This window comes from Lacticaseibacillus saniviri JCM 17471 = DSM 24301, assembly GCF_001311785.1.
Lineage (GTDB): Bacteria > Bacillota > Bacilli > Lactobacillales > Lactobacillaceae > Lacticaseibacillus > Lacticaseibacillus saniviri.
The window spans coordinates 13613-40233 of record NZ_BBBX01000012.1 but is presented as its reverse complement, the minus strand read 5'-3'; the positions used below and the strand labels follow the sequence as shown (position 1 = coordinate 40233).

13 protein-coding genes and 9 pseudogenes are annotated in these 26621 nt (G+C 50.2%); 2 read left to right on the top strand and 20 right to left on the bottom strand.

Going from position 1 to position 26621, the window contains the following annotated elements; all coding sequences use genetic code 11:
- Window position 1: 1 nt before the first annotated feature.
- The 16 genes and pseudogenes from ligA to JCM17471_RS07225 form a co-directional block, all read right to left on the bottom strand.
- Window positions 2-2004, bottom strand: a pseudogene (ligA, locus tag JCM17471_RS07300) (NAD-dependent DNA ligase LigA).
- Window positions 2005-2033: 29 nt separating this feature from the next.
- Window positions 2034-4275: pseudogene (pcrA, locus tag JCM17471_RS07295) on the bottom strand (DNA helicase PcrA).
- Window positions 4276-4495: 220 nt separating this feature from the next.
- Window positions 4496-5952: pseudogene (locus tag JCM17471_RS07290) on the bottom strand (DUF438 domain-containing protein).
- Window positions 5942-6175: a DUF1858 domain-containing protein gene (locus tag JCM17471_RS07285; protein WP_054777404.1), complete on the bottom strand. Its 234-nt coding sequence runs from the start codon at window positions 6173-6175 to the stop codon at window positions 5942-5944. Before JCM17471_RS07285 ends, JCM17471_RS07290 begins: the two are co-directional and overlap by 11 nt.
- A 129-nt stretch (window positions 6176-6304) precedes the next feature.
- A complete protein-coding gene (locus JCM17471_RS07280) occupies window positions 6305-8074 on the bottom strand; it encodes a glycoside hydrolase family 13 protein (RefSeq protein ID WP_054777377.1) in 1770 nt (589 codons plus the stop codon).
- Window positions 8071-10478: pseudogene (locus JCM17471_RS07275) on the bottom strand (glycogen/starch/alpha-glucan phosphorylase). The gene JCM17471_RS07280 and the pseudogene JCM17471_RS07275 overlap by 4 nt, the downstream one beginning before the upstream one ends.
- A gap of 4 nt (window positions 10479-10482) precedes the next feature.
- Window positions 10483-11918 (bottom strand): annotated as a pseudogene (gene glgA, locus JCM17471_RS07270) (glycogen synthase GlgA).
- On the bottom strand, window positions 11875-13080 hold the full coding sequence (gene glgD / locus JCM17471_RS07265; RefSeq protein WP_054777376.1) for a glucose-1-phosphate adenylyltransferase subunit GlgD: 1206 nt from the start codon (window positions 13078-13080) through the stop codon (window positions 11875-11877). The pseudogene glgA and the gene glgD overlap by 44 nt, the downstream one beginning before the upstream one ends.
- Window positions 13077-14219, bottom strand: a complete 1143-nt coding sequence (locus tag JCM17471_RS07260; RefSeq protein ID WP_054777375.1) for a glucose-1-phosphate adenylyltransferase — start codon at window positions 14217-14219, stop codon at window positions 13077-13079. Before JCM17471_RS07260 ends, glgD begins: the two co-directional genes overlap by 4 nt.
- Window positions 14209-16059 (bottom strand): annotated as a pseudogene (glgB, locus tag JCM17471_RS07255) (1,4-alpha-glucan branching protein GlgB). The gene JCM17471_RS07260 and the pseudogene glgB overlap by 11 nt, the downstream one beginning before the upstream one ends.
- A 332-nt stretch (window positions 16060-16391) precedes the next feature.
- Window positions 16392-17682, bottom strand: a pseudogene (gene purB, locus JCM17471_RS07250) (adenylosuccinate lyase).
- A gap of 22 nt (window positions 17683-17704) precedes the next feature.
- Window positions 17705-18730 (bottom strand): ATP-grasp domain-containing protein, encoded by a 1026-nt coding sequence (locus JCM17471_RS07245; protein WP_156321636.1) that lies wholly within the window; start codon window positions 18728-18730, stop codon window positions 17705-17707.
- Window positions 18731-18890: 160 nt separating this feature from the next.
- Window positions 18891-20142, bottom strand: a pseudogene (locus JCM17471_RS07240) (nucleobase:cation symporter-2 family protein).
- 83 nt (window positions 20143-20225) lie between these two features.
- Window positions 20226-20800: pseudogene (locus JCM17471_RS07235) on the bottom strand (xanthine phosphoribosyltransferase).
- 253 nt (window positions 20801-21053) lie between these two features.
- A complete protein-coding gene (locus JCM17471_RS07230) occupies window positions 21054-21659 on the bottom strand; it encodes a glycoside hydrolase family 73 protein (RefSeq protein ID WP_054777373.1) in 606 nt (201 codons plus the stop codon).
- A gap of 9 nt (window positions 21660-21668) precedes the next feature.
- Window positions 21669-22022, bottom strand: a complete 354-nt coding sequence (locus tag JCM17471_RS07225; protein WP_054777372.1) for a hypothetical protein — start codon at window positions 22020-22022, stop codon at window positions 21669-21671.
- 274 nt (window positions 22023-22296) lie between these two features.
- On the opposite strand from JCM17471_RS07225, the gene JCM17471_RS07220 reads away from it, so the two are divergent.
- Entirely contained in the window at window positions 22297-23265 is a 969-nt protein-coding gene (locus JCM17471_RS07220; protein ID WP_054777371.1) for a Gfo/Idh/MocA family protein, read from the top strand.
- A 240-nt stretch (window positions 23266-23505) separates the two neighbouring features.
- Here the strand turns inward: JCM17471_RS07220 and JCM17471_RS07215 are convergent, their stop codons facing one another.
- Window positions 23506-23706 (bottom strand): cold-shock protein, encoded by a 201-nt coding sequence (locus JCM17471_RS07215; protein ID WP_054777370.1) that lies wholly within the window; start codon window positions 23704-23706, stop codon window positions 23506-23508.
- Window positions 23707-24003: 297 nt separating this feature from the next.
- On the opposite strand from JCM17471_RS07215, the gene JCM17471_RS07210 reads away from it, so the two are divergent.
- On the top strand, window positions 24004-24354 hold the full coding sequence (locus JCM17471_RS07210) for a hypothetical protein (protein WP_054777369.1): 351 nt from the start codon (window positions 24004-24006) through the stop codon (window positions 24352-24354).
- 241 nt (window positions 24355-24595) lie between these two features.
- On the opposite strand, the gene JCM17471_RS07205 is transcribed toward JCM17471_RS07210, so the two are convergent.
- The 3 genes from JCM17471_RS07205 to JCM17471_RS07195 form a co-directional block, all read right to left on the bottom strand.
- Window positions 24596-25198: an ECF transporter S component gene (locus JCM17471_RS07205; RefSeq protein WP_054777368.1), complete on the bottom strand. Its 603-nt coding sequence runs from the start codon at window positions 25196-25198 to the stop codon at window positions 24596-24598.
- Window positions 25199-25289: 91 nt separating this feature from the next.
- Window positions 25290-25895 (bottom strand): ECF transporter S component, encoded by a 606-nt coding sequence (locus JCM17471_RS07200; protein WP_054777367.1) that lies wholly within the window; start codon window positions 25893-25895, stop codon window positions 25290-25292.
- Window positions 25896-26005: 110 nt separating this feature from the next.
- Window positions 26006-26524 (bottom strand): TMEM175 family protein, encoded by a 519-nt coding sequence (locus JCM17471_RS07195; RefSeq protein WP_054777366.1) that lies wholly within the window; start codon window positions 26522-26524, stop codon window positions 26006-26008.
- Between the last annotated feature and the right edge of the window lie 97 nt (window positions 26525-26621).

The following is a 26621-nucleotide window of genomic DNA, read 5'->3' as shown; positions in this document are numbered from 1 at the left end:
CTCAATTCTGCTTTAAGTTTTCGATCAGGGTTGCTTCATCCATCACTGGCACGTTCAACGCCTCCGCTTTAGTCAGCTTGCTCCCGGCGGCTTCACCTGCAATCAACAGATCCGTCTTCTTGGAAACAGAGCCCGTGACTTTGGCGCCCAATTGCTCGAGTTGCGCCGCTAAGTCGTTGCGATTGAACTCGGCAAACTTCCCTGTGATGACCACCGTCTTGCCGAGAACGAAGCTGTCCTCGACCTGAGGCGCGGTCTCACCTAGATAGCTGAGATTAACTTGGGCCGCGGCTAACTGTTGAATCAATTCCTGCACGTGATCGTTATCAAAATATGTCACCAGTGAGTCCGCAATGGTCGGTCCAATGGTGTCAACCGCACTGATTTCCTCACGACTAGCCGCCATCAAGTGCTGAATATCACCGAAGTGCATCAATAGACTCTTGGCCGCTTTCCCACCGACGTGACGAATCCCTAATCCAAATAGTAAGCGTTCTGCGGAGTTTTGCCGACTTGAATCGATCGCGTTTAACAAATTATTAATGGATTTGTCCTTAAACTTATCTAAGGTGGCCAATTGTTCAGCGGTCAGATGATAGAGGTCAGCCACATCACCCACCAATTTCTTGGCCTGCAGTTGTGCGATAATCTTTGGCCCCAAGCCATCGATATTCATCGCATTGCGTGACGCGAAATGTGTGAGTTGTTCCTGAACCTGAGCGGGACACATGGGATTGATGCAACGCAAAGCGACTTCATCATCCAAATGCACCAGTGGTTGGCCACAGGAAGGACACGTGGTTGGAATCGCCATCGGCACAGAATCGGCCGAGCGCTTATCGAGAACAACGCGTGAGACTTCAGGAATAATGTCCCCCGCCTTGTGTAACATCACCGTGTCGCCGAGTCGGATATCCTTTTGCGCAATGAGATCCGCATTATGCAAGGTTGCTCGACTCACAGTGGTTCCGGCCAAACTGACGGGATCCATGACCGCAGTCGGGGTCACAACGCCGGTGCGCCCAACGGTCCATTCAACATCACGAATGACAGTTTCCGATTCCTCCGGCGGGAACTTATAGGCAATTTCCCAGCGTGGCACCTTGACCGTATTCCCCAATGCCGCTTGAACGGGTAACTGATTGACCTTCAACACAATGCCATCAATCCCATAGCTCAATTGGTCGCGATCGCTGGTGTAGCGTTCAATGTACGCATCGATATCCGCCATCGTGGCCTGCACTTCCGCTGTTTCATTGACGGTGAAACCCAATTCGCGCATGAAGGCCAATGCTTGATGCTGCGTCGTGATGTTGAAGCGTTCCGGTTCAATCAAGGTGTAGATAAAAGTCGCCAAGTTCCGTTTTGCGGTTACCTTAGGGTCGAGTTGACGCAAGGATCCGGCCGCAGCGTTTCTGGGATTGGCAAAAGGCACCTCACCGTTCGCCTCACGTTCAGCGTTCAACGCGACAAACGCGGCCTTTGGCATGTAGCACTCACCACGGACTTCCAAATCGAGGGGTTGCGACAATGTCTGTGGAATCGACTTAATCTGTTTAACGTTTTTGGTGATATCTTCCCCGATATTACCATCGCCGCGCGTCATCCCTGAACGAGCTTCCCCTGTTGATAGACCAGGGACAAGGCGAGACCATCGATTTTTAATTCCACATTGTAATCGATCGGTGTCGTGACGCTCTTTTTAAGGCGCTCATCCCACTGTGCCAATTCGGCCATCGAGAAGACATCCCCCATCGATAGCATTGGAATGGGATGCGGCACCTTCGGTAGATCAGCGTCAAGTTCCCCACCCACGTGCTGTGTCGGTGAATCCGCCTGAATGAGTTCCGGATGTGCGGTTTCCAAATCCTCGAGCTGACGATACAGTTTGTCGTACTCGGCGTCTTCAACACTCGGCGCATCATTCGTATAATATTCCGTCCGCCACTGATTGAGCTGTGCCACCAGTTGCGCGATGGTTGTGGCTACTTGTGAGTCCGCCATGGTTTGTTCCCTCCTTGGTTGATCTCTCTTTATTCAGCGCTTGCTTTCACGATTGGGGCAAATGCTGCCAACAAACGCTTAACGCCCATATCTTTGAAGGCAATATCTAATTCTTGATCATCGCCATTACCGGTGACCTTCACGACAGTGCCGACACCCCACTTGCGATGTTCAACCTTGTCGCCCACGCCCCAGCTTGTTTTGCCGGCACCGGTGGTTGTCGGTGCTTGGACACTCGCTTGGGTGCCCGTAGGTTTGTACGTTGTGGCCACCGCGCGATTGGTCCGATTGATGAATGGAATATCGCTGCGAGTTGGTTGTGCTTGGCCAGCTTGATCGATCAAACTCTGATCGATTTCTTCGATGAAGCGACTCGCCGGATTATTTTGCCGGCGCCCGTACAACATCCGCGCAAAGGCGTTAGTCAGGTACAGTTTTTGCTGTGCCCGAGTAATCCCAACATAGGCCAGCCGCCGCTCTTCTTCGAGTTGATCCTCGTCCATTGCGGCACGACTCAGTGGGAACAAGCCCTCTTCCATGCCCACTAAGAAGACGACGGGAAATTCGAGTCCCTTAGCAGCGTGCAGCGTCATCATCGTCACTTCTTGGGCCTCTTCTTCAATGTCGTCCTGGTCGGATAACAGTGCCAGATCAGCGAGAAAGTCGACAAAATATCACTATCTTCGTTCTCTGGTTCATAACGACTATCGAAGTTCTTGGTCACAGAGAGCAATTCTTCCAAGTTCTCGATTCGGGCATCCGCTTCAAGAGTGTGCGCCACCTTGAGCGCATTGAGGTAACCCGTGTCGTCCAAGATAGCTTCCATAATCGCGGTGACACTGCTGTCTGCGCGCTTGGCAGCGATGTTGTCGATAATCACGGCAAAATCACTCAGCGATCCCCGTGCCTTACCGGAAATATTGGATAATTCCGCGTTGCGAGCTGCTTCCAGATAGGACCAGTCATTGGCCGCCGCAAAATCAGCCAATTTGTCGATGCTGCCTTGACCGATACCCCGCTTTGGTTCATTCACAATCCGGTTGAAGCTCATGTCATCGGCGGGATTAACCACCAAACGGAAATAAGCTAAGATGTCACGAATTTCCTTACGGTCATAGAACTTGTGACCGCCGACCATTTTGTATGGAATGTTGGCCTTCACGAACGCTTCTTCAATCGCCCGCGATTGGGCATTGGTCCGATACAGAATCGCATAGTCTCCGTATTGATGTTTCTTGGTCTTGATGCCATCTTCGATCTGCTTAATCACAAAATAGGCTTCATCGGTTTCACTCTGAGCGCGGTAATACGTCAGCTTGTCGCCCGGCTTATTTTCCGTCCACAGCGTCTTGGCTTGGCGTTCAGTATTGTTAGCAATCACGGCATTCGCCGCTTCCAGAATTGTCTTGGTACTGCGATAATTCTGTTCCAACAAGATAACCTGTGCCTTAGGGTAATCCTTTTTGAAGTTCATGATGTTTTCAATGTTGGCACCGCGCCAGCCGTAGATACTCTGGTCAGCATCGCCGACAACACAGAGGTTTTGGTAGCCAGAGGCCAGCATGTGTACCAATTGATACTGAGCTTCGTTGGTATCCTGATATTCATCAACGTGAATGTAGCGGAACTTGTTTGGTAGAACTTCAATGTCTCTTCGTCCTGTTGGAACAAAATGATGGTCTGCATGATCAAATCATCAAAGTCCAGCGCCTGATCACTGCGTAGGCGGCGTTGATATTCGGTGTACACCTTCGCCACGACCTGTTGAAACAGGCTGCCGGCTTGCTTCTCAAACGCCTTAGGATCGAGCATGTCGTTCTTGGCATTACTGATGGTGCCCAAAATAGACTTGGGGTCATATTGCTTGGGATCATAATTCAGCTCAGCCAAAATATGCTTAACTAAGGTGAGTTGCTCAGCAGGATCCGCAATCGTGAAAGCTCGGTTGTAGCCCAATTTTTCAATGTCACGCCGTAAAATCCGCACACACAGCGCATGGAATGTTGATACCCACACATCTTGTGCCGCTTGTGCATCTAGCAAACGGCCGACACGATCCTTCATTTCACGTGCAGCCTTGTTGGTAAATGTGATGGCGAGGATATTCCATGGATTAACGTGTTTCTCTTCAATGAGGTAGGCAATGCGATGTGTCAGTACCCGTGTTTTCCCTGATCCGGCACCGGCCATGATTAAAACTGGCCCTTCTGTCGCCAAAACGGCCTCTGTTTGTTTGTCGTTCATACCTTGTAGTAAAGTCGCTGTTGCCATGGATTGAATCGTCCTTTCCAATGTGTTCCCGATAAATAAAAACTACTCCCATTGTAGCAAAGAAGATGCCTCAGTGCGACAAGAAGAAAACGTGTTCGGTCGATTGGCGGAGAATAAATCGGAACAGATGAATCGCTAACATGGCATCATAAAGAGCCTGCCACAAAACCAACTGGTCTCGTGACAGACTCCTTTGTTATGACGCCTTCGATAACGGTTGCTACAGGCGCTTTTCGCCCTCTAGCTGTTGAATCTCAGTGATATCTTGGCTGACTTCTAAGCAACCCAAGTAATTATTTTGCGTATCGCGAACGGCAAAATAGCGGATGTAAATGGTTTTACCGCGCATGTTAAACCAGAAATCGGCGTGGTCGCGTTTGCCCGAATGAAAATCTTCTAGAATCGCAATCACCCGATCAACGGATTTGGCGGGTGGCAATTGACGACGAGTCGACCAATCACGGCTGTGGTCCGTGGGAAAATTCGGTGCTCTGAGTTGCTGAACCATTAACAGTATCGTTGGCATCAACGAAGGTCAAATCGAGCGGCAGAATGCGCAGGACATTCATCAATTCATCCAGATCAAAGCTCCCCGTTGGCAACAGTACCTTAGCCGGATTAATGCCATCGATTTCGATGCGCGTTTGATCTGCGGCACCGCTGACCAGACCGTTTTGTTTGTCACGTAACCGTGGTTTCGAAGCGATAGTAATCGGTGGTAAGTCGTCTGGCGTCTTGCCCGCTGTTTGATTGGGCAGTTGTGGCGCATCCGCATGAATCGCCGCAATCGTTTGGTTCACTGAAGGCTCAGATTTACGTGCACTGCAAAAATCCTGACTTTCCGCCAGCACCTGTGCCATCGCGTTGAGTTCTTTGGCCCGCTGCGACACCTTGGGCTTTTCCGCCAACTGTGCTTCTGTGGGATGCCACGGTAAAGGCTGCGCAATTAACGTATAGCCGATTGGAGCACTCTCTTCGGCGACCATCCCCCAGTCGCTGGGTGTAAAGACCTCGAGCACCATCGGCAACATGATTTCTTCTTCCTTAAACACCATCTCGTCGACTTCCTTGGCCGCCTTTTCGATAGCCGCTTCAATCGCATACTTATCCGGGAGTGGTTGCTGCATGACCAGCTGATGGGCATCTTTAATCCAGCCGCGAATCTCATCATCCACACCCCACATCACTTTGGGCGGTGCAGTAATGCCGTATTTGTCCATCAAAGGAAAATCAGATTTTCTTTACGGGCATAGTGTTTGTCGATTGTCGCCAAATCGCGCAATGCCTGTTGTAATCGGGCCAAATAGTCAGGGTTATCGCCATCCTGTTGCCACTTTTTTAAAGTTGGCAGCAGTTCATCATTGATCAACGACATCAACACCATATTCTCGAGTTTCAGCACTTGAACCGGATGCCCAGGGATATCAGCTGTTGGGGTTTCCTGATTGGGATTGATTTTGCCACGGAAGACTGCGGCGTGCACATTACACAAATTTTGAATTTCCATCGGGTTGAGCCCGGATGCAATCAATTCCCGCTCGCTGATGTGATTTCAGAGACATCTACGCCATCGAAGGTCGCATCAAAAATCTGCTTGGCAGTTTCAAAGTCATCACCTTCATGCAGCATCTTGAGAATTTCAACGATTTTCTTTTGTCGATCGACACTATTGTTCATCTGCACTCACCTCAAAACCGGCCGCAACCAGTTGTTTTGTTAATTCTTCTAATGGAATATGTTTCATTCGCGCGCCTTTTTCAAGCGTCATGAACCGCCCCACCGTATTGAGCAATGCGGGGTTGGTTACCCCGTCAAGACCCATGCCAACCATCACCGGAATGATGTCTGGATGCGTGGCCACGAGTTCGTTGACAGGCATATGTAAGCTAATTGTTGTCATGTTTTGAAGCTCCATTTCTGTATTCGCTGAATTCATTATAACGTAGATTGCGATCATGATGGCGCTATCATTTAAAATGCACAAAAAAGAGGGGCGACAAACATTCCTTTGTCCCTCCTTATGATAGGTCTATGCATCTTCACTCACGGTGACCTCAAAGGGTGCTAAGGTGCGTGAGGCTAATGCCGGTAACTGCTTATTTGCGGGTACCAACGTCCAATCAATGGTGCCGATGGTGAGTGGCGCGGCGGTAACATTGATTAGGACCAGGCTTGTCGCATGATCGGACTCGCGCAGATAGCCCAGACCGCCGGTGAAACTGAACGGATACCAAGCGCTGTCGGTCGCAAATGCGGCTTGGTCGCGCCACTCGATGGCCTGTTGAAACAATGCCATCGTCTGCTGATCGATCGCTGTCCAGGGATAATAGGCCCGATTATCTGGGTCAACCCCACCGGTCAGCCCCGCCTCATCACCATAGTAGAGGACCGGTACACCTGGGAGCGTATAGAGCAGTGCGATGGCAATGGCCATGCGCTGCTTATCGCCATCGAGCGTCGTCAGAATTCGGCGGGTGTCGTGACTATCGAGCAAATTGAAATTATTTGCAAATGTCGCTTGCGGATAATTCTCCTTGAGTGTCATCAGGTGATTAATGAAGCTTGCCGGTGAGATCGTATTGAGCACCAAGTCGATTATCAATTGTCGCAAAGGATAATTCATGACCGCATCCAGTTGATCGCCTAACAGATAGCGCCGGCGTGAGCCATAAGCCACCTTGTGGGAAGCGTCTTCCCAGACCTCACCAATCAGGACACGATCCGGATAATGTGCCAACCGTGCTTTAATCTGATCCAAGAATGGATCACTCAGCTCATCGGCCACATCCAAGCGCCAGCCATCGACCCCGCGTTTGGTCCAATAATCAATCACACCATCGGGGCCGGCAATGAAATCATGGAAATCTGTATTGTCCTTGTTGATGGCCGGTAAATCCTTCACCCCCCACCAACTCGCGTAATCATCGGGGAAATGTTTGAACATGAACCAGTCGGCATAGGGACTGTCCCGGCTGTCCGTGGCCCCGATGCGCGGGTAATGCTTGGCCGCGTTGAAATAGCGACTATCCGCACCGACGTGATTGAACACGCCATCCAAAATCACGTGCATGCCCGCTGCGTGTGCTGTGGCAATCAATTCGTCAAAATCATTGAGGTCCCCCAACATGGGATCGATTTTGAAATAATCGCCGGTGTCATAGCGATGATTACTGCGTGCCTCAAAAATCGGACTCAGATACAGTGCGTTGATCCCCAGCGATTGCAGATAAGGAATTTTGGTGATGCCCTTGAGATTGCCCCCATAAAAGTCCCAGCGCACAATCTGGCCGTTCTCATCTTTGATGTAATACGGGCGGTCAGTCAGCTGCCCATAAAGAAAACTATCCGGTTTGGGATGATTCACGTGACCATCCGCATTGCCATTGTTGAACCGATCGACAAAGATGTGATAGACCCGCGCCCGCTGATACCAAGCAGGCAGTTGCGGCGCGCGTTGCATCACAGTCAGCTGATACATCTGAACGTGATCACGATCGGCATACATTTGGCCCAGGCCACCGTCGCCACCATCGGGACAGCCATACCAGAATTGACCGGTGGCGTCATTGACCAAGAAGGCATAGAACCACAGCCCCACCGTGTCGATCCGGGTTTCAGTCACAAACTGTTGCTGGTCGCGTTGCATCGGCACTTCATGGGGATTGTGCCAATCCCCATCGCGATACAGCATGAGTGTGACCTGTTGAGTTTGATCATCCGCCGAATACCGCCATGTCACTGTTGTATCGACCACGACTGCCCCGAACGGACTGCGATCGAGAAATGAATTGTACGTCATACGTCATCATCCTTTACCAGTGGATGGGTCGGCGCGACAGACCAAATTTGGTTACCGTAGCCCTGCACCGTGAAATCTGCGGAAAAGCGGCCGCTCTCGGCAATGCTTGCTAATGCCATCCTCGCCCAATTCAGCGGCTCTTGATACAACAAATCGATGCGTTTTTGCGCCGCTTGATAAGCATGAAAATCTGCCAGCACAAAGTAATCGTCGTTGTAGCGAATCAATGAATCATAGATATCTCGACCAACCGACTCGATGCCCGGAATACTGCCGTCAACCAAGGCACTCAGAACCCGCGTCAAAACGGGATCACTGGCGGCAAGCGCCCGCGCGTCATAATCCTGTTGCCGCTGATGGGCGGCGACTTCATCCGCCGTCAAGCCAAACGTGACAATCGCATCCGGTCCGACCGCATCACGAATCTCAATATTGGCGCCATCGAGTGTGGCCAATGTTACCGCCCCAGCCGCCATCAATTTCATGTTACTGGTGCCGCTGGCCTCCATGCCCGCCAGTGAAATCTGTTCGGAAACGTCCGCTGCGGGAATAATTTGTTCGGCCATTGAAACGCCATAATTGGGCAAGAAGGCAATCTGCAACTGCTGATTGATGCTGGGATCGTGATTAATCTGGTCGGCAAGCGCGTTGATCAACTTGATAATCTCCTTGGCGTAGTAATAACCAGGTGCCGCCTTCGCCCCAAAAATATGCACGCGTTTCACGCCCAAATCTTCGCCCGCTTTTAAGCGCTGATAGCGATCGATGAGACCCAACACATTCAACAACTGACGCTTATAAGCGTGCAGTCGTTTGATTTGCACATCAAAGATCGCATTGGGATCCACGACGAGTCCCAGTGAATGCTGAATCATGGCGGCCAAGTGTTGCTTATTGGCATGTTTTGTCTGATTCAAGGCCGTTAAAAATGCGTCATCATCCTGGTATTGATGCAGACTTCTCAGTGCCAATGGATTGGTGCGCCAGGCATCACCGATCGTTTGGTCCAACAAGTCAGAGAGCGGCTGGTCCGCCGTTTGAATCCAACGCCTTGGCGTAATGCCATTGGTTTGATTGGAGAAGCGCTCTGGAAACAATTGGTACCAATCTCGCAGCACACTCGACTCTAGCAATGTCGTGTGCAGTTTGGCGACACCATTGATTGCGTGACTCCCGAGCACCGCGAGATAGGCCATGCGCACCTGACCATCCCCTAGTGGGGCAATGCGATTGACAAACGCCTCCCCACGCAATGGCACATATTTCTCACGAAACCGCCGATCAATCTCTTGGATAATCTGATAGATGCGCGGCAACAAGGACGCAAATAACGGAATCGACCATTTCTCTAAGGCTTCCTGAAGCAATGTGTGGTTGGTGTAACTCAGCGTCTGTACCGTGATCGACCAGGCCTGCTGCCAGGACATATGCGCATCATCGAGCAGAATGCGCATCAATTCAGCAACGGCAACGGCCGGATGGGTATCATTGATGTGAATCGCCACGTGCTTGGCGAAATCAAACAGGTCCACATGGGTACGTCGATAGTTCCGCACAATACTTTGAATGCCAGCAGACACCAAGAAGTATTCCTGCCGCAACCGAAGCCGTCGCCCCTCTTCCGTCGAGTCATCGGGATATAAGCCGCGCGTGATATCGGTAATTTCTTCGCGCTGAGTCCCCGTCATCATGCTGGTTGTGGGCACCTCAGCCTGCCATAGCCGCAAGGTATTGACCACACCATTGCGATAGCCAATCATCGGCACATCATACGGCACAGCCAAACGTCTTCTGTGTCATGATAGCGCGCCTGCAGATAACCTTGCCGCACGGGCTGAAGTTCCACCCAACCACCGAACTTCACACTGACCGCGCGATTTTCTTTCCGTGTTTCCCAGACATACCCGTTACGCAGCCAATCGTCCGGTAATTCGACTTGATAACCATTGACAAAATCTTGCTGGAACAAGCCGTAGCGGTAACGCAAGCCGTTACCATTACCTGCCATGCCAACAGCGGCCATCGCGTCCATAAAGGCGGATGCTAAGCGGCCCAAACCCCCATTGCCTAGGCCGGGATCCACTTCCACGGCCAAGACATCCTCGAGGTTGAGCCCTAATTGCGTCAAGGCCTCTCTTGCCGTGTCGAGCAGACCCAAGTTGAGCAAGTAATCCCCTAAGAAGCGGCCCGGCAAAAACTCAATTGAAAAATAATAAACTTGTTTGCGCGTTGGTTGGTCGTACGCTTGCTTGGTGGCGGCCCAATCTTTTGCGTTATAGCGCTTGACCATATTGGCCAGCGCAACGAACTGTTGATCAGGTGTGGCGCTACGCAACGACGTGGCAAAGGAGCGCATGACCTCATCTTCAAATGCCTGGGCGAATTTATCCGGCGTTATCTGCATATCATCACCTCATTAACGATTGATAGTGGGCCAAGTACGCGGCAGAGGCTTTGTCCCAACTGAAATCCGCCTGCATGGCCTGTTGTTGCAATTGCTGATAATCAGCAAAATGATTCACATAGAGATCTGCGCCCATTGCGAGCATTGTGCCCAAAACTTCGGGCCGATAATCGTAGAACGACAGCCCGGTACCACTGCCCGTATTCGGATCGAATGGTTGAACGGAATCCCGCAAGCCACCGGTCTCGTGCACAATCGGAATCGTGCCGTAGCGCATCGCCATCATCTGGGCTAAGCCACTGGGTTCAAATGCACTCGGCATCATGAAGAAGTCGGCACCGGCATAAATCTGTCGTGCCAGTTGTTCATCGAACCGCAGTTGCACCGCCAACTGGCCGGCAAAGCGATCGGCAAGCGCCAATAACTCCCCTTCAAGGTCCGCATCACCGGTCCCCAAGATGACGACCTGCACCGGTTGATGCAGCAAGAAATTCTCCAGTTGATTGAGGAGCAGATCAACCCCTTTTGGCGCGTGAGCCGTGTCACCATGCCGAATACGGGGTCATCACTGATTGGCAGCTGCATGCGGTTTTGTAGCGCTGCCTTATCGCGAGCCTTACCCGTCAGGTCAGCCGCGTCATAGGTTGACGCAATGGTTGGATCGGTGGCTGGATTGTACAGCGTGGTATCGATCCCGTTCAAAATCCCGGCGAGCTTGCCGGCATTCTTGCGCAATGTGCCATCCAGCCGCTCACCCATGGCTGGCGTCTGAATCTCTTGCGCATAACTGGGACTGACCGTGCTCACGATGTCGGCAAAATTGATGCCACCCTTCATGTAGTTCACGGCCCCATTTTGCGCGAAGCCATCATCGTTAAAATACTGGCGGCCAATGCCAAAAACATCGTCCAACACACTGGGTGGGAACTCGCCCTGAAACTGCAAATTGTGAATGGTCAGTTGCGTTTTGATCTGCTGATATGGTGCAATCCACTGATACTTATCTTTGAGCAGCACAGGCACCATCGCCGTGTGCCAATCGTTCACGTGAATCACGTCAGGAATCCAATCAATCACCTGTAGCATTTCGATCAGTGCCATCTGAAAGAAACCAAAGCGACCGCCGTCATCCCACGACCCATAGAGATAATCACGTCCGAAAAATTCTTCATTATCGATCAGATACACGGGTACCTCACCCAACATCAGCGTCTTGATACCCACGTACACATTGCGTTGACCGAATTGCAGCGTGAAGTGTGCCACATCCTTGGTCTGGGCGCGATAGTCATCGGGAATCAAACGACTGTAATACGGCAGCACCACGCGGATGTCGACGCCTAGCCGGTGCAGTGCTTGTGGCAAGGCATAGGCCACATCACCTAAACCACCGACTTTATAGAGTGGTGCGCCTTCTGCTGCGGCAAATAAAACTTTCATTGTGTGTTGACCTCCTGCCCTGTTTGTTGAAAACCCGTTGATTCTTCTCAAAGACCAATGGCTTTTCCGGTGTGCCGATCAGTGACAGATTCGGGCCAATCACCACACCCTTATCCAAGATGGCATACCGCACTTCCGAACCCGCACTGATTTTACTGCCCTGCATCACGATACTGTCGGCAACGGTGGCATCACGATGCACCACCACGTTCCGGAAAATCACACTGTGCGTAATTGTGCCTTCGATATAGCCACCGGTGCCCACCAGGCTACTGGTCACTGCCGAATCTTTGGCAAAGAAGGTTGGCACCTCATTTTTATTTTTGGTTTCAATCGGCCGGGAAGTGTAGAAGAGCGCTTGATAATTCGTATCATCGAGCATGGCCATGTTGGCGGCGTAATAACGAGCCAAGCTGGTGATAGTCGCCAGATAGCCGGTGTATTCAAACGCGTTGGCATTATTCTCCAGCACTGCCTCGCGCAAAACCTGCGGCAAGCGTTTGAAGTGTTTCTTCTCACTGGCAGCCACCAACATGTCGATCAGATCTTGTGTTTCGAGCAGATAAACATTCATGAAGACGGGCAAGGTATCCACACCGGGTTGCCCATGATGCTGCTTGGCGCGCACAATGCTGCTAGCGGTGCCCAATTCGGATAGTTCAACCGTCCAATCGTGATCATCGACCTGGCTCTTTGGCACCTGTTTATACATTGTCGTGAGCCGACTGTCACCCGCTTTGTGGTAGGCCACTAAGGCATCCAAATCCAGATTGGCGATGCTTTGAGAACCCATCACCGCCGTATACTGGGTTTCAGATTTGCGCAAGAATTGAAGATAATCATCATAGTAACGTTGGCGTGTCGCCGCATCATCGTAATCACGCTCGGCAATATACGGAAACATGAAGACACCACCCTGCAGTGAATCCAGGTCCCACGAGGAACCACTGCGAATGTGGTCTTGAACGGACCGGCCCGAACGTGGCAAGAATAAGCCGACACTGTGAATATTGGCGTGATTAATGGCCGACAACGGGAAATCCAACAAGCGGTACCGCCCCGCAAATGGCAGGGTGCCAATTGGTCGATAGGTGGTCAGAGGTAACAGCGCACTATCCACTTCATTTAGGTCAATGATGGCCGCAATCGTCCCAGTTTTCATTCTTTTTCCTTCCTTCCCACAATTTCGCCGTAACCCACGACGGCAATGTCATCCGCTTTACCAATGATGTCGCCGCCATCACCCACAATGGCGTTCTCACCGACAATCGCGTGATCAATCGTCACGTTCTTCCCAATCACCACGTTGGGCATAATCATGCTGTCTTTGACGACACTACCTTCACCAACTTTGACATTTTGACTCAAAATACTGTGGTCAATCGTTCCCGCCACATAATCACCGTCAACGATCATGGCGCGTTTAATCTTCGCGGTACCGGTGAGATAAATCGGTGGCAGTGCATCATTTTGCGAATAGATGCGCCAATTGCGATTCGTGATGTGCAACGGATTGTTCGGTGAGAGGAATTCCATGTTGGCCTCCCACAGACTGTTGATTGTGCCAACATCCTTCCAGTACCCCGAGAATGAATAAGCAAAAGTTGCCTCGTTGTGTGCCAGGTAGGCCGGAATCACGTCCTTACCGAAATCTTCCATCTTGCCATCTGTCGCGTAGCTCTCCACCAGATATTGCCGCAGTGTTGGCCAGTTGAAAATATAGATTCCCATTGAAGCCAGATTGCTCTTTGGTTCCTTTGGCTTTTCCTCAAACTGGATAATCCGCTCGGTGTCATCGGTATTCATGATGCCAAAACGACTGGCCTCTTTCTTATCGACCGGCATCACAGCGACGGTCAGTGCCGCCTTCTTGGCTTTATGGAAATCCAACATGGTTTGATAATTCATCTTGTAGATGTGATCGCCCGACAGAATCAACAGATACTGCGGCGCATAGGAGTCGATATACGCCATGTTTTGATAAATTGCGTGGGCCGTGCCCTCAAAGAACTTCTCACCCTCGCTCGAAGCGTAGGGTTGCAAAATCGTGACGCCGCCGTTCTTCTCGTTTAGCCCCCAGCTCGCACCATTTTGAATGTGCCGATTGAGCTCGAGGGGTTGATACTGCGTGATGACACCGGCACTCGCGACACCGGAATTTGCGAGATTGCTCAGCGTGAAATCAATAATGCGGTAGCGTCCCCCAAATGGTACTGACGGCTTTGCTGTGGTCTTTGTCAATTTGCCCAGGCGCGTCCCTTGACCGCCTGCCAGAATCATTCCCAACATCTCAGTTGCCATGATCTCTCCTCCTTGGTGTGACGCGATTCGGCGCAAACACGAGCGCGCCCATCGCCGGTAACGTGACGTCGATACTGTACTTTTCGTCGTTGACTGGCTTGGCCACAGCCGCAAACTGAGTCGGCCAAGTCGTCCATGTGCCCCCAAAATCAATGCTCTCCGTGTTCAACAACAGGGTGTAGTTACCAAGCTCTGGCACCGGCACAAGGAAATGCTGCTGTTCATCCGGTGTCAGGTTCAAGACAACAATCGTGTAATCACCCGTCGCATCATAGCGACGATAGCTCAGCCCTGTCACCGAGTCCGCTTGCGTGATCACCATGCCCAATGGCCCCACATCCTGCATCCACAAACTCGGTCGCTGTTGATACAACTGATTCAGTGTGCGCGTGAAGTGTGCCATCTTGGCATTTAACGGGTCCTGCAAGTCCCGCCACTCCAAGGCACTCCAATCGCGCCACTCCAAAAACTGGCCCCACTCACTACCCATAAAAGCAACTTTTTCCCCGGATGTGTCATCAACCACACATATAGCGTGCGCAATTTGCGAACTGATTATAGCGATCCCCCGGCATTTTGTGCATCAGCGACTTCTTGCCGTGCACCACCTCATCATGCGATAGCGGCAAGACATAGTGTTCGCTGTACATGTACATGAATGAGAAGGTGAGCTCATTCAAATGTGCCTGCCGATCAGCGGGCTCTCGCGCAAAGAAACGCAAGGTATCGTTCATCCAGCCCATGTTCCACTTGTAATCAAAGCCCAAGCCACCCGTTTCAATCGAAGTAGTAATCTGTGGAAAGGCAGAGCTCTCTTCGGCAATCATCAGGCGTTCTGGCAACATGGTGTGCACCGCCTGATTCAATTGGTGAATAAAGGCGATTCCCTCCAAGTTCTCGCTGCCGCCGTCGCGATTGGTATCGTGCTCCTTACCCACATCGTAGTTCATATACAGCATATTCGAGACGGCATCGACGCGCAGCCCATCGAGTTGATATTGCGATAGCCAAAAGACGGCGCTACTGATCAAAAAGCTTTGCACTTGCGCCTTACCCAAATCAAAATTCCAGGTCCCCCAGCGCACGTTTTCGGCACGGTGTGCATCCTGATATTCAAACGTCGGCGTGCCATCAAATTGATAGAGGGTGTCCGTATTTTTGATGAAGTGGCCTGGTACCCAGTCCATAATCACGGCTAACCCCGCGCGGTGAGCGGCATCCACAAAGTAAGCAAAATCGGCAGGCGTGCCAAAGCGACTCGTTGGCGCAAAGTAGCCAAAGGTTTGATACCCCCACGATGCGTCCAGTAGGTGTTCGGTGAGTGGCATCAGCTCCAAGTATGTGTAGCCTTGCGCCACAGCGTACGGAATCAACCGCTCGGCCAATTCCCGGTACGTCAGATAACGATTCTCCGGTCCGCGATCAAACGAGCCCAAGTGAACTTCATAGATTGCCATCGGTTGTTCTGCAGCATCGTGCTGATCGATGGCCGGTTCTGTCACAGTCGGCAGTTGGGTCAAAATTGCGGCATCACCCGGCTTTTTCTCGAAAGCAAACCCGAACGGATCCACTTTCAATCGGGTTTGGCCATCCGGACCTGTCACCGCGTACTTGTATAGTTGACCCGCCTCAGCCACCAGCGTGCCCTCAAAACATCCCGTTTGGGCCACTGCCGTTAACGCGACCGGTTGCCAGTGATTGAAGTCACCGACAACAGCCACCCCCTGAGCATGCGGCGCCCATACCAAAAGTGCCAGTGATTCGGCGAAACCTCATGCGCGCCAAATGCGGTGTAACTCTGAAACAGCTGTCCTCGGTTAAACAGATAAACGTCGTCCATATCATCACAACCTTTTCCAAGTGCGAAAGCCGACTCATCATTGATTTGTGCTCAGTATACCACCAGAATGTAAAAACGGTTACTTTTTATTTTTATGGATTTGATTTATAAAATATTAAATATTCACATATGTTTATCAATCGATTTATTTTCATAAAATAACCTTTTTGACTAATGGTGATGATTAGCTGCCTTGCACGCAAACCGTCATTTTGGTCAAAAAAAGAGATTGTCTCAAAACCAATGGTTTTGAGACAATCTCTTTTTAAATTTCCGAACAAGCCAGACTAATCGCGCTCCAAAAGCGTCTTTCGTCACAGCTTCTTATACAGTTAAATCAGACCGACACGCTTGAAAATCGTATCCACCCGCTTCAGGTGATAGTGATAATCAAAGGCATCATCGAGATCAGCCGTTGACAGGCGATCGGTAACTTCTGGATCGGCTTCCAACAATTCGCGGAAGTCACGGTGTTCATCCCAGGCCACCGCAGTCTTTGGTTGGACCAAATCATATGCCGCTTCACGACTCAAACCGGATTCAATCAGCTTCAGCATCACACGTTGACTGTAAATCAGGCCGTGCGTTTGCATGTGGCCAACATGGTATCAGGGAAGACATCGAGATTATCGATAATCTTGGTGAAGCGCACCAGAATGTAGTCTAACAAGCCGGTGGCATCGGGGAGCATCATCCGTTCAGCACTGGAGTGGGAAATATCCCGTTCGTGCCAGAGCGCGACGTCTTCGAGTGCGGCCACTTGATAGCTGCGAATGACGCGAGCAAGGCCGGAGACATTCTCAGAACTGATTGGGTTGCGCTTGTGCGGCATGGCACTGCTTCCCTTTTGGCCCTTATTGAAGTGTTCTTCCACTTCATGGACTTCGGTTCGTTGCATGTGCCGAATCTGAGTGGCAAAGCGTTCAATCGATGTCGCAATCAAGCCCAGTGTCTGGATGTACCGCGCGTGCAGATCACGTGGTAACACTTGTGTGGAAATCTCTTGAGCGCGGATGCCCAGATGTTCCGTCACATAAGCTTCGACCTCAGGTGGTGTGTTGGCAAACGTCCCAACCGCCCCACTGATTTTACCCGCCTCAACTTCATCAGCGGCTTGATCGAAGCGTTCACGGTTGCGCTTCATCTCGGAATACCAGCTCGCAACAACTAAGCCAAACGTGGTGGGTTCAGCGTGAACGCCATGGGTCCGACCCATCATCACCACATCTTTGTTGGCCACAGCGAGTTTAGCAAGCGCAGCCAGGAGGCCATCGATATCCTGCCGTAAGATGGCATCCGCTTGCTTGAAGACATAGCCTTGCGCGGTATCGACCACATCGGTACTGGTCAGTCCAAAGTGGACCCATTTTTCTCGTCCCCGAGACTTTCGGAGACATTGCGCGTGAATGCCACAACGTCATGGCGTGTGATTTCTTCAATTTCATGAATGCGATCGACATTGAACGTCGCATTCTTGCGCAGTGCCTGCGCGTCAGCTACTGGGATTTCACCCAGACTGGCCCAAGCCTCAGCCGCCAAAATTTCAACTTCTAACCAAGCGGCATAACGGTTCTCTTCGGACCAAACATGAGCCATTTCTTCTCGACTATAGCGTGGAATCAAATTTTTCTCCCCCAAATATGGACTAATTGTTCACTGCAAACGTGCCTGTCGCGTTGATGCCATCAATGACGGTGTCGCGATCGCCCACTACCTGCACGTGACCCATAAAGTGTGTCCCGTCAGGATAGAAGCGAAAACGCCAATCCGGTTTAATCTGAAGCTGTGTGATTACGGCATCGCGCTCTTTGTTCCGCAATGGCAACCACACGGCATCACTCGTTGCCGTTGCTTCGGGCAGTGGCCAGTGCAGCAGTGCCCGCAGATGGAAGGCATACTGTGAAATCGGCAAGACACCACTGTAGATGCCGCCGCTCACGTGAAGCGTGGGATAGATGCGATCGATATAAAGCGCACCTAACTTGCTGACAAGGAATTGAATACTGAAGACACCAGTGTAGTTCAATTCGTCCGCAACCACCTTCGCAACCCGGCTCACTTCGCGCACACCGCCCGCTTCAATCCGCGGTGGTAGGACAACAGCCTGTAGATGTTGGCCATTGCGCGTCAGTTCAACAGCGGGCAAGACCTGCACCTGATCCGCCGTTTTGACCACCGTCACCGCCAACATGCGTGGCTGATCGATCCAAGCCTCAACGATGTAAGGCTGTGGCTTCAACAGTTGCTTCACGGCAGCAATATCGCTCGCCTGATCCAGTTGCCACTGCTGATCGATACCCACACCCTTTTGCAAAGGCTTGATCATACAAGGAAACCCGATAGACTTAACAGCCTGATCGATATCCTCGGCACTGACCACCTGTGCGTAAGGCAAGATATTGAGATTCTGTTCTTCCAGGAAGACCTTTTCGAGGTAACGGTCCTGTGTGATTGAGAGAATGTCTGAACCTGAGCGCAACTGATCGGCAGTAAATAGCTCGTTCAATTGGTATCCATCCACCATCTCGTTCACAAAAGTAACCACTTCACTGAGCTCGGCTAGCTGCGTTAATCCCGCACTGTCCGTTGCTGATCCAACCAATGGAATATCTGCCGCTTCAAGCGCGACATCGGTTTGCTTTGGTGCCAAAATCACTGTCTTCAGCCCCATCTCGTGAGCTGTTGACGCCAACAATAACTGGTTACGCCGCCACCGATAATCCCGATGGTGGCGCCAGGTTGAATTAACTGACTCATCGCCATGCCTCTATTCTTCATCATTACGCGTTGAAAGTTATGAGCAAGTCAGTTCAATTCCGACTTGTCAGACGCTATTTCTCGTTCAACCCGTCTTCTTCGCTCATTTCTGGTTGCGGATTTTTCGAGTTGAAGAGCCAATTTAATAATACCGCACTGAGGCTCGCCATGAGAATCCCTGAACTGAATAAAAGTTGAACCGTCTTTGGTAATTGTTGCACGATTTCGGGTTGAACCGTGACCCCGAGGCCTAAGCCGATTGAGATCGCAGCGACTAATAAGTTCTTATCATTATGGAAATCAACTTGTTGCAACATCCGAATGCCTTGCACAGCCACCATGCCGAACATGACAAGCATAGCGCCACCCAGAACGGGAGCGGGAATAATTGTGGCAAGCGCACCAATTTTGGTAACAAGCCCAGGATCACCAGGAAGGCAGCGGAGAATACCACTGGCTTTCTGGTTTTAATGCCGGACAGTTGCACTAAGCCGACGTTTGCGAGAAGGTCGTGTAAGGGAAGGTGTTGAAAATCCCACCGAGTAAGACGGCTAACCCTTCAGCGCGATAACCGCGTTTCAAGTCATCTTGTTCAATTTTGCGGCCAACAACATCACCTAAGGCAAAGAACACACCGGTGCTTTCAACCATTGAAACCAGTGATATGAGAATCATGGTGACAATTGAACTCCATTCAAAGTGAGGTGTCCCGAAATAAAATGGCGTTGGCACGTGGAACCAGCTGGCTTCAATCACAGGTTGGAAGGAAACCATGCCGAACAGGCCGCCTAACACGGTCCCTGCAATCAACCCAATCAAAATCGCAATGGAATGAATAAAGCCTCGACCCCAGACCGTGAGTGCCAAGATCAGTAAGACCGTAAAAGCGCCGACGAGTAAGTTCGTGCCACTACCGAAATCCTTGGCTGCTGTGGAACCACCACCAATATTTTGGAAAGCAACAGGAATCAAGCTCAAACCGATGACCGTAATCAATGACCCCGTCACTAATGGTGGGAAGAGCTTGCGCAACTTGGCAAACGTCTCCCCGATGAGGAAGACGAAAATCCCGGCCGCAATAATCGCACCGTACATGGTCTGAAAATCGAATTTCTGGCCAATCATGATTAACGGTGCCACGGCTTGAACCGCACACCCCAGCACAACGGGTAGCCCGATACCGAAGAACTTGTTAGCAAAGATCTGCAATGCGGTTGCCACACCACACATGAAGATGTCGATGGAAACCAGATAGGTCATCTGTTCACTTGTAAAGTGCAGTGACGCACCGATAAGAATCGGCACTAAAACAGAGCCTGAGTACATGGCCAGCAAATGCTGCAGACCGAGAACCGCTGCTTTTGGGGTACTAACTTCATTTGTTTTTGCATGAGCTATGTATCGGCCTCCTAATCTTCTTCGAAAATAACTTGGCCGTCTTTGAATTCCTTGATGCGGGCTAATGATTCCACCTTAATCTGGCGTTCATCGAGCAATGCCCGGCCCTTTTGGAAGGATTTCTCAATCACGATACCGACACCACTCAATGTGGCACCAGCCTGAGCAATAATTTCAATCAAGCCTTCAACTGCTTGACCATTTGCCAAGAAGTCATCGATGATCAACACATTGTCATCAGCAGATAAAAACTTCTTTGAAATAGAAACATTATTCGAGGTCTTCTTAGTAAAGGAGTAAACCGTTGCTGTATACAAATCGTCTTTTAAGGTCAGACTCTTGTGCTTCCGGGCAAAGACAACGGGAACATGAAAGGCCATCCCAGTTGCTAATGCGGGTGCAATCCCAGAGCTTTCGACAGTCAGAATCTTGGTTAATGGTGCATCCGCGAAACGGCGGTGAAATTCTTCACCCAGTGCCGTCATCAAATCGGGATCAATTTGATGATTTAAAAATTATCAACCTTGAGCACATCAGCACCCAACACTTGGCCATCTTCACGAATTCGATCTTCCAGTAACTTCACAACACGCACTCCCCTTATTGAGTTAAATTTTTTAAAGTCTACCATAAATTGATACGACACTCAACCGCTTCTCATTTGAATGTGTGGTTTTTCCAATTTGGCCAACGCAGCCCCAACCTAAACCGAAAACGCGCCTTCATGAGCTTCAAATACAAAAATAAGGGCGTTTTCATGCCAAATAAAAAACCCGATTATTCGGGTTTTCCAGATAATTCTGAATGTTTTTTCGCTAAGCATATGGATTATTCGGAATTTAGTCATACTGATCCAAGTCATATTCCTTAACCAAGCTAATCAACTTGCTGGGGTAATCTGGGTCTGTCGCATACCCGCTCGTCTGCAAGGCGACGGCTGCTTCGCGATAATCCTTGGCCGCAAGCACCGCGGCGTACTGCTGCGGGTTCCAGTCGGTCCCATTCACAAACAACAGTACATGGTCTTTCATCGAGGCACTATCGTCACTGTACACCCGAAACCGGGCCTTCACCGTCTGCCACTCGCCGTTCACGTACTCTTGTGTGGTCAGCAGCTTGGTATTGCTGGGATCAGTCCCCTTCACCCCAAACAAATTGTGGTAATTCTTGGCAAGCCCACTGTTTCCCCAATTACTTTCGAGGATCGCTTGCGCTAGCGTAATACTGGGCAGTACCCCATAAGCTTGTTGCAAGCGTTTGGCGTACACCGCATGATCGCGAATAAAGGCATTCTTACTCGCAGCAATCTCCGCTGAATTTTTTTCAGCGAGTTGTGCTTGTTCTTGCTGATTACGAAACTGGCTAAGCACAATCCCGCCACCCGCAATCAGGAGAATTAAAATGAGCCACATCGATAGTGGTAGTCGGCGCCGTCGTTTTGCCAAGCTTGATCATCACTCCAATTGTTCTTTACTCCATGTCAGCAATGCGAGCGGTTTGGATTCCAACCGTTGCACCACCTGTTGTGGCAAGACAAAGTCCAAGACATCAGCCAAATTCGGCGCATAAGTCAGCCGCAGTTGCAAATGCATCACCGGTGTCTTACCAGCATCATCTAAAAACTTGGTCGTCGTGTTGCTCAGCGCGAGCCACTGTCTGGCAACAACCAGCTTAGCCTCTTGAAATTGATTCCACACCGGAATGGCCGATTCGGGATCAATCACTTGCGCGAGCATCCACTCATAGTCAGTGAACAGCCGCCGCAGTTGTCGCCGCTGTAAGGCTGTCAACGCCTGACTGCGACTCATAACCGCGACACCATCAATACCTAATGCATCAAAACCTTTTCGGCATCCTGCATCCTTTGTGTGATTGCTGAGGACGCCAATTGCAACAAAATTTGATCATCCATATCATTCACCTCTACCCACATTGTAACAAAATCTGGGTGGATAGCGGCACTAAAGCGTCGCGGTTTAGTCATTTCTTCAAGAGATTCATCTTTTTGACCATAAGCGCTGTTCGCCGGTGATGAAAGCGTGTTACCATGGACTCAAGTCATTCAGAAAGAGGGATTCTCACATGCCAAATTATCACTGGGGTATCGTCGGCCTCGGCCGCATCGCCCACAGTTTTGCCGAACAGTTTCCAACCACTCAAACCCTGTATGGGGTAGCCGCACGCAGCATCGAAAAAGCACAGGCGTTTGCCGAGCAGTACAAGGTGCCACACGCTTATAAGGGTTATCAAGCGATGTTCGATGACCCCGAAATCGATATCATCTACGTCGCTACCACACATAATTTTCATTATGACAACATCAAAGCGGCACTGCTGGCGGGTAAGCACGTCTTGGCTGAAAAGGCCATCACGCTCAATAGTCGTCAACTCGACGAATTAGTTGCCATCGCGGCAGAGAAGCACCTCATCTTGATGGAAGCACAGACCATTTATCACATGCCACTCTACCCAATGCTCGAGTCAGAGGCCACCAGTCGTCATCTGGGGGCCCTCAAGACGATTCAGGTCAGCTTTGGGTCACATGTCCCCTTCAATCCTGAAGACCGCCTGTTGAACCCAGAACTGGCCGGTGGCGCATTGCTTGATATCGGGATCTATGCATTGAGTTTTGCTCGGCGTTTTATGACCGCGACGCCTGAATTAGTCGCAACACAGATGGTTAAAACAAGCACCGGCGTTGACGGCCAATCCAGTTTCTTATTGACCAACGACAATAATGAACAGGTCACGGTTGCCTTAAATCTTCAAGCGAAGATGCCCAAACAAGGCATTGTGGCTTATGAAGAAGGTTACTACACGGTCGATCAGTACCCACGCAGTCAAGAGGCAACTTTCACCAAGCCGGACATGACTAGCGAACATTTACAGGCCGGAGTGACTGATCAAGCAATCACCTACGAAATTAATGATATGGCCAAGGCCGTTGAAACGGGCGAGAATCCAACCTTAGTCTGGACCCGCGAAGTGATGGCGATTATGACACAAGCACGGCAGAATTGGCACTTTACGTATCCTGGCGAAACGCTATAAATAAAAAAGTTGTGAGAAAAAGTGCATCGCGCGAGTTCGCACACTTCGCTGTTAACCGGAATTCGCAATCTTTGGAACACGATTAGTCAATAAAATTCGTAAAAATAAGAGCCCGTGACACAACCCTTCGGGAGGTGTCACGGGCTCTTTCATTTACACACATCATTGAGCGCACAAAAAAGCCGGATTTTCATCCGACTTTCCAATTGATCCGAAGATCATTTGCCATTTAAGCAAGAATTAGTCTTTGTTGACGTTAACTGCTTGTGGGCCGCGATCGCTTTCTTCGATATCGAAAGTAACAGCTTGACCTTCTTCAAGAGTCTTGTAGCCGTCGCCTTGGATAGCTGAGAAATGTACGAATACATCGCTGCCATCTTCGCGTGTTACGAAGCCATAACCTTTTTCTGCGTTAAACCATTTAACTGTACCATGTTCCATATTGAACATCCTCCTTGCGCTAAGCGCGTGTTAATTATTGCATTTTCTGTTTGGCGCTGATGGAAGAAGTCCAAGGAACGTTACAACCATGCCCATTCAAAAAGTACAAACATAGTGTACCATTCACACAAAATTAATCAACCCCTAGATGTTAAATAACGGGTGTTAAAATTGAAATCGCTTTTTTGTATTCTGTTTTGGGTGACGCCACACAATCTGGTACACTTGGAAATAAGAACAATTTAACCGAAAAGAGGCGCCGCTGATGAAGCGAATTTTGCATTAATTTTAACTGGAATGACTGCGCTACTACTTGCTGGATGCGGTCAAGTCTTCAATCAAAAGCAACAGGTCAAGGATGCTGCCCAGACAACTGTGACGAGCATCAATACGGAGCTCGACACGCTCAAGGTCATCAATGACACCACGGCGACCTTTCCTTCAACGCTGCAGCGGGCGCTGAAAACGAATCCAAAAGAAGATTTGCGACAACTGGATGGTCCGGTTAAGCAACTGATGGATAAGCGTGATAAGGCCTATACCAATTTGAATTCAGCCGACACCAATCTAGCCCAGGCACAACGAACACTCACAAAAGCAGCCAACCAAAGTGACACGACATTACCTAAAAAGCGCTGGCGGCACTGACGAGCAGTCTCAAGCTGACGACACTCGATCACAAGACACTTATCGCCTACTATAAAGAAGTCACGCACGCCGAACAAGCCTTATTCGATCAGTTACAGGACGACCCGACAAAAGCCGATGTCAACACTGCACTCAGTCAAATCAATCAATATTACAGCACTTTGGGCCAACAAATTGATGTCAGTCTAGCGAACCTCAACACCGCGCTGGACCAAGCCAAGACGCTGAAAAAGCAACTCGATTAACGTTTGAATCGTAGTAATGGCTGCACGATTAATGGGGTCACGATACCGGCCAGAATCATTTCGGCAACGGCATTGGCGAAAAACATGCCGAACAGCACGATTCCCAATGTGGCCAAGTTAGCTTGTGGAATCAGGTTAACGGCGGCACTACCGCGTAATAACCAGGTCAAGGCAATTACGAGCACCGTGTTAGTGAGTGCCCCCAAAATCCCCGCCACACTTAATTTGATGGTGCGCTTCACACCGGTCACTTTTGGCCACAACGAGTAGGCAATGACACCAGCAACTAGCCCGACAGCCAGTCGTGGCAGGATGGCGATGATGGGGTTTTGGAACAGCAACAGACTCAATGGATCCCCTGCTTCCGTATAAGCCTTAATCATGCTGACAACGCCCCACAACGTTCCCAGACCCATGCCCATTTTTGGTCCCAGTAAACTGGCCGCCACAATCACGGTCACATGAATAGTCGAGATGGCGGGCAAACCGGGAACCACTGTGATGTAGCCAATCATCGGCAGATATGATTGCAAAATAATTAGCGCGCCGAGCACGCCGGTAATGCTCAACGTATAAGTGCGATTGTGTGCATTTGTCATAATATCCCTCCAAGTACTTACTTGATGCGGTTGATTATACACGCGCCCCAAGCAAAAAGTCCAGCAGTCAAAATAACGACTGCCGGACTTTTTAATTGCGTTTAAATCGAATCAATGCTTGACCCAGAATTGGCGTAATGACGCCTGCGGATATCATTTCGACAACGGCATTCCCCAACACCATGACAATCAATAAATAACCCAGATTGGCTCCGGACGAGCCAGGAATCACGGTGCCAGGTTGCCGAATGTACATCATCCATGTGAACAAGACGAACAGACAGGTGTTGGTCAGCGCACCGAGGACGCCAGCGGCACTCATCTTAATGACGCCCACCAGATCCTTGCGGTGTGTTTTGGCGATGTAGTTGAAGACAAGGCCCGCGACCAGCCCCACCAAGATTCTGGGAATGATGGCAATCAATGGATTCCGGAACAGCAGAATCGTTAATGGATCAGTGGCTTGCGTATAGGCGCGAATCAGCGACATCGTGCCCCAGATACCACCTAACAGTGCGCCTTGCTTGGGACCCAGAATCACAGCACCAATGATGACCGTGATGTGAACAATGGTCAGCGCTGGTAGGCCCGGGATGGTGATGTTCCCCATAAACGGAATAAAAGTCTGTAAAATAATCAGCGCCGATAAAATCCCAACAATGCTGATTTGGTACGCGGAAATGCGTTTGTGACCCACAAGTGCCAACCCCCTCGCTATATTTGTGCTTATTGTAGCAAAGAAAACATGAAAGCGCGACAATTACCCATTGCTATCCTCGCGATGCTGAAACATGCGCACAATCAAGATCAGTGAAAAAAGTCCAACGGCCACAATTGCAAAAAGGGCACGAAAAACGCAATCACAAGGCCACCCAGCAAAAAGAGATCGAAATTAAAACGCGCCCTGGGCAGCCGATAATGCCGTTTGTGTGGATCACTATCCAAGGTGACTTGACGTTCCATCAGTTGAAAGGCCAACGTCCAGAGCAGCATCACGAGTAAATAAGTGACCGCTGCGACCACAGAATTAGGCGATTCCCCAATCCACGCGGTAACAAATGGAATCAACGTCAGAAAGAATAACCAAACCCCATTCAGGAAGTACGTCGAAGAGGAGATGACACCTGAGCGCTGAAACAAATTGTGATGTTCGTACCAAACAATATAGATCAGTGAAAAACTGATCAGATAAGCCAAAAAGACCGGCCATTCATCCAGTAATGCCGCTACCGTGTTGACTTTGGGTGGCTTGAGTTCCAAGACCATGATTGTCGCGGCAATCGCCACAATCGCGTCGGTAAATGCTTCAATTCTGCCTTTATTCATTCATTCTCGCCTCCAGTAACTCGTGTCTATCTTAGCAGAAAATCACCGCAAAGTTATCACAAAAGGTTGCACAAAAACCGTGACCCTATTCGGAATC